The sequence below is a fragment of the Streptomyces finlayi genome (assembly GCF_014216315.1).
Lineage (GTDB): Bacteria > Actinomycetota > Actinomycetes > Streptomycetales > Streptomycetaceae > Streptomyces > Streptomyces finlayi_A.
Genome location: NZ_CP045702.1, coordinates 571,308 through 583,665 on the forward strand (window position 1 = coordinate 571,308; position 12,358 = coordinate 583,665).

Consider the following 12,358-nt stretch of genomic DNA (forward strand, 5'->3'; position numbering starts at 1 on the left):
TGCGCCCGGCCCGTCAGAGGGCCAGCAGGGGGACCAGGCAGCGGCGGGCGAGGCGGCGGAGCTGCTCGTCGTCGTCGATGACGAAGGTGCCCGCCGGGTTGAGCAGGAAGGAGACGATGACCCGCACCGCCAGTTCGGCCGCGGGTGCCGTATCCGCCTGTGGCCGTGCGCGCGCGTACGCGCCGTGGCTCAGCCGGTCGGTCAGATACCCGCGCAGGGCGATCAGTACGGGGCCGTCCTCCGCGGTCAGGAGCGGCAGCACGACCTCGGGCTCGATCCGCAGCAGTCCGGTGACGAGCGGGTGTTCGCGGACATGCCGGAAGACGGCGACGAAGCCCTCCACGAGCCGGTCCTCCCGGTCCGGCAGTGCAGTGACCACCTCGTCCACGTCCACGACGAAGCGGCGGTACTCGCGCAGCAGGCAGGCTGCCAGCAGGTCGTCCCTGCCCCCGATCCGACGATGGACGGTGAGGCGGGAGACCTTGGCCCGTGCGGCGATCCGGTCCACGGTCGTACGCCGGACTCCGTGGGTCATGAACTGCTCACGGGCCGCGTCGAGTATCTGCTCGCTCAGGGCGTCGGACGGTGGCGTCTCCGTGAGCGCGCGGGCGAGCAGCTCCTCGTTCGTGTTCCGTCGCGCCATGGGCCCTCCCCCGATCCGCCCCCGGTGCTCTCCACGATAACCAGGTCGACACATGGACATGGAGACATTCGGACACCAGGTGGCGTACGCCGTATCCGTCAGTCGTGGTCGTACACGGTGACGGATATGCCCCGCTCCACCAGTCGCTGCTCGATCAGCGGCTCGATCCTGGACCACCTTCCGCCCGCGAGCCCGCAGCCGATGCGCGGCATGTGGACCGTGGCCTCCAGCTCGGCGGCCCGGTCGGCCACCTTCTCCAGGGCCGCGTCGATCGCCTCGTAGCGCACGGGGACCCCCTTGCCGCCGGTGCGTATCCCGCGCTGACCCACCATGTTCGCCACCCAGACGTACGGAGTGGTCCGCACGAACTGAACGGCTCCCAGAGCGAAGTCGTTGACCGCCCGCTCCCGGTGCCAGCGGCGGAACGCCGCCTCGGGCTCCGGCCAGCGGCGGGAGACGGCGAGGACGAACCCCTTGCCCCAGCCGCCGAGGTCGTTGCAGACGTGCGTGATCACCTTGACGCCCTTTCCCTGCGGCGCGGTGGCATCACCCCGCACATACCTGATCTGCGACATGCCCCCACCGTAGGCGGAGCCTCTGACAGCCGGACCGGGCGTCGGCCTCCGGAGCCACCGAATGCCGCCGCGCACTTTCACAACAGTGGTGAGACAGCAATACTGTTGAACCTATGGGTGCGCAGCTCGCGCCACCCGCGGGACGAGCGTGAGGAGCGAGGAGCCGACATGGCGACCGGGACCGAGGAGCCGACGCTCACCGTCGACGAGCTTGCGGCGCGCGCCGGGGTCACGGTCCGCACCGTGCGCTTCTACAGCACACGGGGGCTGCTGCCGCCGCCGGTGATCGGACCGCGCAGGGTCGGGCACTACGGGCGCGACCACCTCGCGCGGCTGGCCCTGATCGAGGAGCTTCAGCACCAGGGGATGACGCTGGCCGCGATCGAACGGTATCTGGAGCAGTTGCCGCCCGATCTGAGTGCGCGGGACCTGGCGATCCACCGGGCGCTTGTGGCGTCCTGGGCTCCCGACACCACCGAGGACATGACGCGGGCGGAGCTGGAGCGGCGTGCGGGCCGGGCGCTCACGGAGCCGGATCTCGATCTGCTGACGGCGATGGCCGTGCTGGAGAGGCCCGGGGACGGCGAGGACGTCTTCCGGGTCGATCCCGGGCTGCTCAGGCTCGGGGTGGAACTCCTGGACGTACCGATCGCGCACGAGACCATCCTGGCCGCGCGGACGGTGCTGCTGGAGCACACCCGCTCGGCGGCGCAGGAGCTGACCCGGCTGTTCCGGGACGAGGTGTGGAGTCCGTACCGGGAGCGGGAGGCCGACCCGGAGCACGTCTCGGCGATGAAGTCGCTGTCGGCCCATATGCAGCCCATGGTGGTGCAGGCCCTGTTGACCGCGTTCCAGCGTTCGTTGAAGGAAGAGCTGCGGGCCGCGTTCACGGCGCGGTAGCACCGGGAGGGCGCGGCCCGCAGGCAGTAGGTCCCCAGGCAGTGAGTCCCCAGGGTGGGTCGGTCGCGGGGTGGGTCAGTCGTGGAAGGTCTCACCCTTCTCGGCCTTCTCCACGAGCAGGGCGGGCGGCAGGAAGCGGTCGCCGTACTTCTCGGCGAGTTCCCCGGCGCGCGCCACGAAGCCGGGCAGGCCGCCTTCGTACCCGTTGATGTACTGGAGCACTCCCCCGGTCCAGGCCGGGAAGCCGATGCCCATGATGGAGCCGATGTTGGCGTCGGCGACCGTGATGAGGACCTCCTCCTGAAGGCAGCGGACGCTGTCCAGTGCCTCGGAGAAGAGCATGCGCTCCTGCATGTCGGCGAAGGGGATGGCCACGCCGGGCTTGGCGAAGTGCTCGCGCAGGCCCGGCCAGAGGCGGGTCCGCCGGCCTTCCGCGTCGTACTCGTAGAAGCCCGCGCCGCCGCTGCGTCCCGGGCGCCCGAACTCGTCGACCATCCGGTCGATGACGGCGTCCGAGGGGTGCTCGGCCCAGGTGCCGCCGGCCTCCTCCACGGCCTGCTTCGTCTCGTTGCGGATCTTGCGGGGCAGGGTCAGCGTCAGCTCGTCCATCAGGGAGAGCACCTTGGCCGGGTAGCCGGCCTGCGCGGCGGCCTGCTCGACGGAGGCCGGTTCGGCGCCTTCGCCGATCATGGCGACGCCCTCGTTGATGAACTGGCCGATGACGCGTGAGGTGAAGAAGCCGCGCGAGTCGTTGACGACGATCGGCGTCTTCTTGATCCGGCGCACCAGGTCGAAGGCGCGGGCCAGGGCCTCGTCGCCGGTCCGCTCGCCCTTGATGATCTCGACGAGCGGCATCTTGTCGACGGGCGAGAAGAAGTGCAGTCCGATGAAGTCCACCGGCCGCGAGACGCCTTCGGCCAGGACGGTGATGGGCAGCGTCGAGGTGTTGGAGCAGAGCAGGGCGTCCGGCTCGATGATGTCCTGGATCTCCTGGAAGACCTTGTGCTTGAGCGAGGTGTCCTCGAAGACGGCCTCGATCACCGCGTCGCAGCCCGCGAGGTCGGCCGGGTCGCCGGTCGGGGTGATCCGGGCCAGCAGCTCGTCGCGCTTCGCCTCGGTCGTACGGCCCCGGGACAGCGCCTTGGCGAGCAGCTTCTCGCTGTACGCCTTGCCCTTGGCGGCGGCCTCGGTGCTGACGTCCTTGAGGACGACGTCGATGCCGGCGCGCGCACAGGAGTACGCGATGCCCGCGCCCATCATCCCGGCACCGAGGACGGCGACCTTGCGGACCGGGCGCTCCGGGATGCCCTTGGGGCGGCTGGCACCGGAGTTGACGGCCTGGAGGTCGAAGAAGAAGGCCTGGATCATGTTCTTCGCGACCTGGCCGGTGACCAGCTCGGTGAAGTAGCGGGCCTCGATGGTCTGCGCGGTCTCGAAGTCGACCTGTGAGCCCTCGACGGCGGCCGCGAGGATGTTGCGCGGCGCGGGCATCGGCGCGCCCGCGAGCTGCTTCCTCAGGTTGGAGGGGAAGGCCGGCAGATTGGCGGCGAACCTCGGGTTGGACGGGGTGCCGCCCGGGATCTTGTACCCCTTGACGTCCCAGGGCTGCTGCGACTCGGGGTGCGCGTCGATGAACGCGTGCGCCTTGGCGAGCATCTCCTCGGGGGTGGCCGCGAGCTCGTGGACCAGGCCGTTCTCCTGCGCGCGCCGCGGGGTGTACTGGGTGCCCTGGAGCAGGACCTTGAGCAGCGCGTCGGCGATGCCCATGAGCCGTACGGTGCGGGTCACGCCGCCGCCCGCGGGCAGCAGACCGAGGGTGACCTCGGGCAGGCCGATGCGGGAGCCGGACACATCGAGGGCGATGCGGTGGTGGCTGGCCAGCGCGATCTCGTAACCGCCGCCCAGGGCAGCTCCGTTGATGGCGGCGACGACGGGCTTGCCGAGGGTTTCGATGCGGCGCAGGGAGCGCTTGATGGCGGTGCCCGCGTCGAACGCGTGCTGGGCGTTCTCGGGGCCGACCTTGATCATGTCCTTGAGGTCGCCGCCCGCGAAGAAGGTCTTCTTGGCGGAGGTGTAGATGATGCCCCGGATGGACTCCTTCTCTGCCTCGGCGCGGTCGGCGACGGCCGCGATGGAGTCCTTGAACGCCTGGTTCATCGTGTTCGCGGACTGGTCGGGGTCGTCCAGTACGAGGGTGACGACGCCGGTCTCGTCCTGTTCCCAGCGGATGGTCGTGCTCTCGGTCATTGGCTTGTCTTCTCCGTAAGCAGGGGTGGCCGGGGACGGTCAGAGACGCTCGATGACGGTGGCGATGCCCATGCCGCCGCCGACGCAGAGGGTGATGAGGCCGTACCGCTTGTCGCGCCGCTCCAGCTCGTCGACGAGCGTGCCGAGGATCATCGCGCCGGTGGCGCCGAGCGGGTGGCCGAGCGCGATGGCGCCGCCGTTGACGTTGACCTTGTCCAGCGAGAGACCCATGTCCTTGACGAAGCGCAGGACGACGCCGGCGAAGGCTTCGTTGATCTCGACGAGGTCGATGTCGTCGATGGTCAGCCCGGCCTTGGCGAGTGCCTTGCGGGTGGCGGGCGCGGGCCCGGTGAGCATGATGGTCGGCTCCGAGCCGGAGACGGCGGCGGAGACGATGCGGGCGCGCGGGGTGAGCCCGTAGCGCTCGCCGACCTCCTTGGAGCCGATGGCGACGAGGGCCGCGCCGTCGACGATGCCGGAGGAGTTGCCCGCGTGGTGGACGTGGTCGATCTTCTCGACCCAGTGGTACTTCTGGAGCGCGACCGCGTCGAATCCGCCCATCTCACCGATCGTGGCGAAGGACGGCTTGAGCGAGGCGAGCGAGTCGGCGGTGGTGCCGGGCCGCATGTGCTCGTCGTGGTCGAGGACGACGAGGCCGTTGCGGTCCTTGACGGGCACGAGGGAGCGGGCGAAGCGCCCTGCCTTCCACGCTTCGGCCGCGCGCTCCTGGGAGAGGGCCGCGTACTCGTCCACGTCACGGCGGGTGAAACCCTCGATGGTGGCGATGAGGTCGGCGCCGATGCCCTGCGGGGCGAAGCCGGTCTCGTAGTTGGTCATCGGGTCCATGGCCCAGGCGCCGCCGTCGGAACCCATCGGCACGCGGGACATCGACTCGACGCCCCCGGCCAGTACGAGGTCCTCCCAGCCGGAACGGACCTTGGCCGCCGCCAGGTTGACCGCTTCGAGGCCGGAGGCGCAGAAGCGGTTCTCCTGGACGCCCGCGACGGAGTCCGGGAGCCCGGCCGCGATGGCGGCGATCCTGGCGATGTCGGAGCCCTGGTCGCCGAGCGGGCTGACCACACCGAGGACGATGTCGTCGATGGCCGCCGGGTCCAGGTTGGGGAACCTGTCGCGGATCTCGTGGATGAGGCCGACGACCAGGTCGATCGGCTTGGTGCCGTGCAGGGCGCCATTGGCCTTGCCGCGGCCCCGCGGGGTGCGGATCGCGTCGTAGACGAACGCTTCGGTACTCAAGACAGCAGCCTTTCGAGGGTGGTTGCGCAGCGGAGGTCAGGCGAGGATCGAGCGGCCGATGATTTCCTTCATGATCTCGGTCGTGCCGCCGTAGATGGTCTGGATACGGCCGTCGGTGAACGCCCTGGCCACCGGGAATTCGGCCATATAGCCGTATCCGCCGTGGAGTTGGAGGCAGCGGTCGGCGACGCGCTTTTGCAGTTCGGTGGCCCACCACTTGGCCATCGACGCGTGTACGGCGTCGAGTACGCCGTCGGAGTGATCCACGATGCAGCGGTCGAGGAAGGTCCGGGTGACGGCGCACTCGGTGGCCATCTCGGCGATCTCGAACCGGATGTGCTGGAGCTTGGAGAGGGGCCGGCCGAACGCCTCGCGCTCCTTGACGTACCGGGTGGTGATCTCCAGGAGGTGTTCGGCGCCGGCGATCGCGGCGACCGCGATCCCCATCCGCTCCTGGGCCAGGTTGGTCATCAGGTGGATGAACGCGCCCTCCCGCTCACCGAGGAGGTTCTCCTTGGGCACCCGGACGTCGTTGAAGAACAGCTCGGCGGTGTCCTGGGACTTCTGGCCGATCTTGTCGAGGTTGCGGCCCCGCTCGAAGCCCTCCGCGCCGCGCTCGACAACGATCAGGGAGAGCCCTTTCGCGCCGCCCTCGGGCGTGGTCCTGGCGACGACGATGACGAGGTCGGCGAGGATGCCGTTGGAGATGAACGTCTTCGAGCCGTTGAGCAGCCAGTGGTCCCCCCTGTCCTCAGCGGTGGTACGGATGCCCTGGAGATCGGAGCCCGCGCCCGGCTCCGTCATGGCGATGGCGCTGATGATCTCGCCGCTGCAGAAGCCGGGCAGCCAGCGCCGCTTCTGCTCCTCGGTGGCCAGCCCGGTGAGGTAGGGGCCGATGATGTCGTTGTGCAGGCCGAGCGCGAGACCCGGGGCGCCCGCCCGGGTGAACTCCTCGGCGAGGACGGCGCTGTAGCGGAAGTCGGTGGTGCCACCGCCGCCGTACTCCTCGGGGACGGCGAAGCCGAGCAGCCCCTGCCGTCCGGCGGCGAGCCACGCCTCGCGCGAGACGATGCCGTCCTTCTCCCACTGCTCGTAGTGCGGGAGGACTTCTTTGGTGAGGAAGGTGCGGACCGTCTCGCGGAACGCGTCGTGCTCTTCGGTGAAGATCTGCCGCTGCACTGGGCCCCCTAGAGCCGGTTGTCGTCGGTGGAGCTGGTGCGGATGCCCGGCACGTCCCAGTCGCGGGCCACGTCGTCGGTGTCGGCGCCCGGCCGGGCGGGACCGCTGCGGACGGAGGCCGGTGTGGCGGAGAAGCGGGGCGCGGGCGCGGGCTGGGTGAGTCCGCCGTGCTCGACGAAGGTGGAGCGGGCGGCGAGGTGCGGATGGTGCGGGGCCTCGCGGAGCGACAGGACGGGGGCGACGCAGGCGTCCGTACCCTCGAAGACCTCGGTCCACTGCGCACGCGTGCGGGTCAGGAACCGCTCGGCCACGGCGGTGCGCAGCTCTCCCCAGCGGGTGAGGTCCCAGCGGTCCGGAGCCTCGTCCGCGATGCCGAGGAGCGTGATGAACTCCTCGTAGAAACGCTGTTCCAGCGGCCCCACCGCCATGTACTGTCCGTCGGCCGTCCCGTAGGTGCCGTAGAACGGGCAGCCGCCGTCCAGCAGGTTCGAGCCGCGGTGGTCCTGCCAGCTGCCGGCCGCGAGCATCCCGTGGATCATGGTGGCGAGATGGGCGGCACCGTCGACGATGGCCGCGTCCACGACCTGGCCGGCGCCCCCCGGCGTGCGGGCGTGCTGGAGGGCGGCGAGGACACCGACGACGAGATAGAGGGAGCCGCCCGCGTAGTCACCGACCAGGTTGGCGGGGACGGTCGGGGGCTCGCCGGGCTTCCCGATCATGGAGAGGGTTCCGGTGAGGGCGATGTACGCGATGTCGTGGCCGGCGCGCGGGGCGAGCGGCCCGTCCTGGCCCCAGCCGGTCATCCGCCCGTAGACGAGCTGCGGGTTGCGGGCCAGACAGGCGTCGGGGCCGACGCCGAGCCGCTCGGCGACTCCTGGCCGGTAACCCTCGACCAGGATGTCGGCGCGCTCGACGAGGTCCAGCACCTTGGCGGGTCCGTCCTCGGCCTTGAGGTCGACGAGGACCGAGCGCTTGTTGCGGTTGGTGAGGTCGAGGGCGGGGTCGATGCCGATCCCGGCACCGCCCGGCCGGTCGATCCGGACCACGTCGGCGCCGAGGTCGGCCAGGAGCATGGCGGCGAACGGGCCCGGTCCGATGCCGGCAAGTTCGACCACACGGACCCCGGTCAGCGGGCCGTGCGGAACGCGCTCTGCCCTTGCCATCAAGCCCCCAGAGGTATGACACAACCGATGTAACATCAACGATGCTATGAACGCGGCGCGCTCCGCACAACCCCCTGGGCCGAGCAAGCGCTTAGAAGGTTGAGTCCGACCCGGTTCTCGGATCTTCCCGCGCGGACGCATCCCGGGGCGTGTCGCCACGGCGGCCTCCGCTACCCTCTGCCTGCTACATCGGCGCCGGCCCCTGCGGAGGCACTCGTGAACAGGCAGAACGGGGCAGAACGCCCCTATGACGTCGTCCTTTTCGGCGCCACCGGCTTCGTGGGGGTGCTGACGGCCGAATACCTGGCCGCGCACGCCCCCGACACGTGCCGCTGGGCGCTCGCCGGCCGGAACCGGACGAAGCTGGAACAGCTCCGCGCGCGCCTCACGGCCATCGATCCGGGCTGTGCGGATCTGCCCCTGCTGCACGCGGACGCCGACGACGCGGAGTCGTTGCGCGCACTGGCCGAGTCCACGCATGTGGTGGCCACGACGGTGGGACCGTACGTCTGGTACGGGGAGAAACTGGTGGCCGCCTGCGCGGAGGCCGGGACGGACTGCGCCGACCTCACGGGCGAGGCGGAGTTCGTGGACCGGATGTATCTGGAGCACGACGCACGGGCCCGCGAGACGGGGGCGCGGATCGTGCACGCCTGCGGCTTCGACTCCGTACCGCACGACCTCGGGGTGTACTTCACCGTCCAGCAGTTGCCGACGGGAGTGCCGCTGACCGTCGACGGCTTCGTACGCAGCAACGCCGCCTTCTCCGGCGGTACGTTCGCCTCGGCCCTGACCGCGATGGGCCGCGGCCGGCAGCTGCTGCGGGCCGCGAAGGAGCGCCGGCTGCACGAGCCCCGGCTGGTCGGCCGCCGGGCCCGGTCCCCGCTGGGGACTCCGCACTTCAGCGGGGAGACCGGCACCTGGGCGCTCCCGCTGCCGACCCTGGATCCGCAGGTCGTGGCCCGTTCGGCGAGGGCTCTGGAGCGGTACGGCCCCGACTTCCGCTACCGGCACTTCGCCTCGGTGCAGCGGCTGCCGATGGCTGTCGGCGGCGCAGCGGCCGTCGGGGCGCTCATGGCGGCCGCGCAGATTCCCGCGGCCAGGGACTGGCTCATGGAGCGTTACGAACCGGGACAGGGGCCCGACGAGAAGCGCAGGAGGAACAGCTGGTTCACGGTGCGCTTCGTCGGGGAGGGCGGCGGACGCCGGGTCTTCACGGAGGTGTCCGGCGGCGATCCGGGCTACGACGAGACGGCGAGGATGCTGGCCGAGTCGGCGCTCTGCCTGGCCCTGGACGACCTTCCGGCCACCTCGGGGCAGGTCACCACCGCGGAGGCGATGGGCGATGCGCTGCTGGCGCGGCTGACGGCGGCCGGGATGGGCTTCCGGGTGGCCGCGGTCCGCTGAGACCGGCCGGTCACAGGAGCCAGGACGCCAGGGTGTAGAGCATCGCACCGGCCCAGACGAGCCCCGCGACGCCACCGAGGAGCATGCCCACCGCGATACGGCGCTGGGCATGCTGGACGGGTACGGCTCGGATGTTCGTGCGATGCGTGTTCATACGTTCCAGCCTGCCGATCATGAGCGGCGGGCGCCATCCGTACGGATACTCAGGCGGCCGTACTCAGGCGGTCGCCTCGCGCAGCGTCTGGCGGCAGAGGGCGTCGGCCCTGCGGGTGGTCTCCGGCTGCCGGAACCGCCGGGCGAGCCGGAGGGTGTGCGCGCAGGCGTTGTCGAGGCTGATCCGGTGGCCGACGGAGACGAACACCGGCTTGGTTCCCTCCTGCGTACGCACGGCCCGGCCCACCTCGTCCTCACCGTCCAGGAGCGGCGAGGTGTCGCCGCGCAGGGGCCCCGGCGCCTCGTAGTGGAAGGTGAACGGGTTCTTCCCGACGCCGATGACCGGCAGCCCGGTGAGCACGCCCAGATGGCTGGCCAGCCCGAACCGGCGAGGGTGCGCCAGCCCGTAGCCGTCGCAGATGACGAGCCCGGGGTCGACGGTCAGGGACTCCAGCGCCTCCAGCACGGTGGGCATCTCACGGAAGGCCAGGAGCCCGGGGACGTAGGGGAAGGTGACCGTGCCGACGGCGGTGGCCTCGTCCACGACATCGAGCGTCTCGGCGTCCAGGACGACGGCCGCGGCCACCACGACGTCCTTCTTCTCGTCGTAGGCGACATCGACGCCGGTCACCAGGCCGGTGCCGGGCGGCGGCCCGGGTTCGTCGAGCACCACCCGGGCGCGCAGGGAGTCCTGAATGGCCCGGGCTTCGGCCTCGTCGGCAGGCATGTGGAAGGTAGTCATAGTGGGGTCCAGCTTAGGTAGCCTGGCGATCATGTTCGTACTCGAGTTGACCTACACCGCCCCCGTCGAGCGCGTCGACGCGCTCATGGCGGAGCACATCACCTGGCTGGACGCGCAGTACGCCGCCGGAGCCTTCCTCGCTTCGGGCCGTAAGAATCCCCGGGACGGCGGCCTGATCCTGGCCGTTGGGGACGACCGCGCGCAGATCGAGAAGATCGCGGCGGCCGACCCCTTCGCGGCCGGAGGTGTGTGCGCCTACCGGATCACGGAGTTCATCGCAACGAAAACGTCACCGGAGCTTGCGCCGTACCGGCAGTAGCCGGCCCGGGAGGAAGTGCCCTCAGCTACCGGAACGGCTGAGGAAGGCCACCCGGCCCTTCTCCCCCGACGCCCAGCAGCCGAAGTCGGCCGTGCAGTCCACCGTGTCGTACGAACCGGTGTCGACCGTGCGCCAGGTCCGGCCGCCGTCCAGCGTGAGGTCCGTACCCGTCGGCCCGACCGCCAGTGCGCCGGACCGGCTGTGCGGCAGCCAGGCGACGCCCGAGCGGTAGGCCGGGGGTGTGGTGGCGGACTGCCGCCAGCCGCGGCCCCCGTCGGCGGTGACCGCGGAACTCCGCGGCGACTGCTGGTCGGCGCGGTAGTCGCCACCGACCGCGATGCCGTGCGTGCGGTCGCGGAACGCCAGGCCGAACACGCCCCGAGCCGGGTCGCCCGCCGGAATCGTCGACTCGGTCGCGGTCCAGGTCAGGCCGCGGTCCCTGGAGTGCAGGACGCGTGCGGTGGCCGCGCCGCCGGTGGCCAGCCAGACGTCCTCGGGCCCCGCGCTGACCAGGCACTGACCGCTCGCGGCGAAGCCGGCCTCGCCTGGCTGGGCGGCCGGCATCCCGGCCGGGGGCAGCACCTCCCAGCTGCGGCCGCCGTCGTCGGTGGACAGGATGCGGAACTTCCCGTCCACCGGATCGCTCATCGCGAGACCGTGCCGGTGGTCGAAGAAGGTCATGCAGTCGTAGAAGGCACGGGCGTCGGTGTTACGGAAGGACTCCATCCAGGTCGCTCCGCCGTCGTCCGTGCGAAAGACCCTTGACGCCTCGCCCTCACCGATGGCCAGCGCCACGGCGCGACGGCTGTCGAACGCCTCGACGTCACGGAACTCCAGCCCGGCCGCCCCGGACGGCGACACGTCGCGCCAGTGCCTGCCGCCGTCGGACGTACGCAGGACTGTCCCCCGCGATCCCGCCACCCAGGCGGATGTACGGCTCACCGCGGCGAGTCCACGGAAGCGTGCCGTCGTGCCGGTGTCGGTGAGGGACCAGCTCGCGCCGCGGGCCTCCGGAGCCGCTGGTGCGCCCGCCGCTTCGGGTGCGGCCTGTGCGGTCGGTGTGCCCAGAGCGGCGGTAACTGCCGCCCCGCACAGCCCCATTGCTATCAGTCGTCTCGTCTTTCCCATGACCTTCATGGCGCTGGAAGCTAACCCACGGGCGGCGGGCCGTCCAGCGTGCATCGCGCGGAAGGGGGCACATGCGGGAACGAGGTGTGCGGTGACGCAGCTCACGCCGTACCCCAGTGCACGGAACAAGGAGTTCCATCGTCTACTCCAATGCCGGGAACCGTTCACCGCGTGCGAGAGGGAGCAGGTCGTGTCCAGCGTTATCGAGCAGTCCGTACAGGCCCGCATGGTGGCATCCGCTCCGCGGATGGAGACTCTGCCCGCCACCCTGCAGTACGACCGCGAGGACCCGTTCGCCGTACGTATGGCGTTCCCGGGCCCCGCGACCCTTGAAGGAACAGAGGTTTCCTGGCAGTTCTCGCGCGAACTGCTCGCGACGGGCATGGACGCCCCCGCCGGCGTCGGCGACGTACGGGTGCGGCCCTTCGGCTACGAGCGCACGGTCCTGGAGTTCCACGCCGTCGAGGGTGTGGCGATGGTGCACGTGCGGACCGCGGAACTGCGCCGGTTCCTGGCGCGCGCACAGGAGTTGGTACCGGTCGGCGACGAGCACCGCTACCTGGACCTCGACCGGAATCTGACCGATCTGCTGGACGGCTCCTGCTGATTCCCCGGGCGGACGCTGGTCGTGGAGGACGATGGGCAGCG

13 protein-coding genes are annotated in these 12,358 nt (G+C 70.8%); 4 read left to right on the forward strand and 9 right to left on the reverse strand.

Features of this window, described 5'->3' with window-relative positions; all coding sequences use genetic code 11:
* Positions 1-13 precede the first annotated feature (13 nt).
* Positions 14-643 carry a TetR/AcrR family transcriptional regulator gene (locus F0344_RS02830; protein WP_185297253.1) on the reverse strand — a complete coding sequence of 210 codons (630 nt, stop codon included), beginning with the start codon at positions 641-643 and terminating at the stop codon, positions 14-16.
* A 98-nt stretch (positions 644-741) separates the two neighbouring features.
* On the reverse strand, positions 742-1,218 hold the full coding sequence (locus tag F0344_RS02835) for a macro domain-containing protein (protein WP_185297254.1): 477 nt from the start codon (positions 1,216-1,218) through the stop codon (positions 742-744).
* A 168-nt stretch (positions 1,219-1,386) separates the two neighbouring features.
* Between F0344_RS02835 and F0344_RS02840 the strand changes: the two genes are divergently transcribed.
* Entirely contained in the window at positions 1,387-2,118 is a 732-nt protein-coding gene (locus tag F0344_RS02840) for a MerR family transcriptional regulator (protein ID WP_185297255.1), read from the forward strand.
* Positions 2,119-2,193: 75 nt separating this feature from the next.
* Here the strand turns inward: F0344_RS02840 and F0344_RS02845 are convergent, their stop codons facing one another.
* From F0344_RS02845 to F0344_RS02860, 4 genes are read right to left on the reverse strand one after another with little or no spacing between them, the layout of a single operon-like run.
* On the reverse strand, positions 2,194-4,365 hold the full coding sequence (locus F0344_RS02845) for a 3-hydroxyacyl-CoA dehydrogenase NAD-binding domain-containing protein (protein WP_185297256.1): 2,172 nt from the start codon (positions 4,363-4,365) through the stop codon (positions 2,194-2,196).
* 39 nt (positions 4,366-4,404) lie between these two features.
* Positions 4,405-5,619: an acetyl-CoA C-acetyltransferase gene (locus F0344_RS02850; protein WP_185297257.1), complete on the reverse strand. Its 1,215-nt coding sequence runs from the start codon at positions 5,617-5,619 to the stop codon at positions 4,405-4,407.
* Between the two features lie 36 nt (positions 5,620-5,655).
* Positions 5,656-6,798: an acyl-CoA dehydrogenase family protein gene (locus F0344_RS02855; RefSeq protein WP_185297258.1), complete on the reverse strand. Its 1,143-nt coding sequence runs from the start codon at positions 6,796-6,798 to the stop codon at positions 5,656-5,658.
* 8 nt (positions 6,799-6,806) lie between these two features.
* A complete protein-coding gene (locus tag F0344_RS02860; RefSeq protein ID WP_185297259.1) occupies positions 6,807-7,961 on the reverse strand; it encodes a CaiB/BaiF CoA transferase family protein in 1,155 nt (384 codons plus the stop codon).
* Between the two features lie 216 nt (positions 7,962-8,177).
* Between F0344_RS02860 and F0344_RS02865 the strand changes: the two genes are divergently transcribed.
* The gene (locus tag F0344_RS02865; protein WP_185297260.1) at positions 8,178-9,368 is read left to right on the forward strand and encodes a saccharopine dehydrogenase family protein; all 1,191 of its coding nucleotides are present in this window, start codon (positions 8,178-8,180) and stop codon (positions 9,366-9,368) included.
* Between the two features lie 10 nt (positions 9,369-9,378).
* Here the strand turns inward: F0344_RS02865 and mmpA are convergent, their stop codons facing one another.
* Together mmpA and F0344_RS02875 are read right to left on the reverse strand one after the other, a co-directional pair.
* Positions 9,379-9,522 carry a morphogenic membrane protein MmpA gene (gene mmpA / locus F0344_RS02870; RefSeq protein WP_185297261.1) on the reverse strand — a complete coding sequence of 48 codons (144 nt, stop codon included), beginning with the start codon at positions 9,520-9,522 and terminating at the stop codon, positions 9,379-9,381.
* A 63-nt stretch (positions 9,523-9,585) separates the two neighbouring features.
* The gene (locus F0344_RS02875; protein ID WP_258049622.1) at positions 9,586-10,263 is read right to left on the reverse strand and encodes an endonuclease V; all 678 of its coding nucleotides are present in this window, start codon (positions 10,261-10,263) and stop codon (positions 9,586-9,588) included.
* 31 nt (positions 10,264-10,294) lie between these two features.
* Here F0344_RS02875 and F0344_RS02880 point away from each other — a divergent pair, with 31 nt between their 5' ends.
* Complete coding sequence (locus F0344_RS02880; protein WP_185297262.1) at positions 10,295-10,582, forward strand: YciI family protein; 288 nt, start codon at positions 10,295-10,297, stop codon at positions 10,580-10,582.
* A 21-nt stretch (positions 10,583-10,603) separates the two neighbouring features.
* Here the strand turns inward: F0344_RS02880 and F0344_RS02885 are convergent, their stop codons facing one another.
* Positions 10,604-11,719 (reverse strand): oxidoreductase, encoded by a 1,116-nt coding sequence (locus tag F0344_RS02885; RefSeq protein WP_185297263.1) that lies wholly within the window; start codon positions 11,717-11,719, stop codon positions 10,604-10,606.
* A gap of 181 nt (positions 11,720-11,900) precedes the next feature.
* Here F0344_RS02885 and F0344_RS02890 point away from each other — a divergent pair, with 181 nt between their 5' ends.
* Complete coding sequence (locus F0344_RS02890; RefSeq protein ID WP_185297264.1) at positions 11,901-12,317, forward strand: SsgA family sporulation/cell division regulator; 417 nt, start codon at positions 11,901-11,903, stop codon at positions 12,315-12,317.
* Positions 12,318-12,358 lie beyond the last annotated feature (41 nt).

Bases quoted from the DNA above. Each gene is read 5' to 3' on its own strand.
- F0344_RS02830 (WP_185297253.1), bottom strand. From the start codon at position 643: ATGGCGCGACGGAACACGAACGAGGAGCTGCTCGCCCGCGCGCTCACG.
- F0344_RS02835 (WP_185297254.1), bottom strand. From the start codon at position 1,218: ATGTCGCAGATCAGGTATGTGCGGGGTGATGCCACCGCGCCGCAGGGA.
- F0344_RS02840 (WP_185297255.1), top strand. From the start codon at position 1,387: ATGGCGACCGGGACCGAGGAGCCGACGCTCACCGTCGACGAGCTTGCG.
- F0344_RS02845 (WP_185297256.1), bottom strand. From the start codon at position 4,365: ATGACCGAGAGCACGACCATCCGCTGGGAACAGGACGAGACCGGCGTC.
- F0344_RS02860 (WP_185297259.1), bottom strand. From the start codon at position 7,961: ATGGCAAGGGCAGAGCGCGTTCCGCACGGCCCGCTGACCGGGGTCCGT.
- mmpA (WP_185297261.1), bottom strand. From the start codon at position 9,522: ATGAACACGCATCGCACGAACATCCGAGCCGTACCCGTCCAGCATGCC.
- F0344_RS02875 (WP_258049622.1), bottom strand. From the start codon at position 10,263: ATGACTACCTTCCACATGCCTGCCGACGAGGCCGAAGCCCGGGCCATT.
- F0344_RS02880 (WP_185297262.1), top strand. From the start codon at position 10,295: ATGTTCGTACTCGAGTTGACCTACACCGCCCCCGTCGAGCGCGTCGAC.
- F0344_RS02885 (WP_185297263.1), bottom strand. From the start codon at position 11,719: ATGAAGGTCATGGGAAAGACGAGACGACTGATAGCAATGGGGCTGTGC.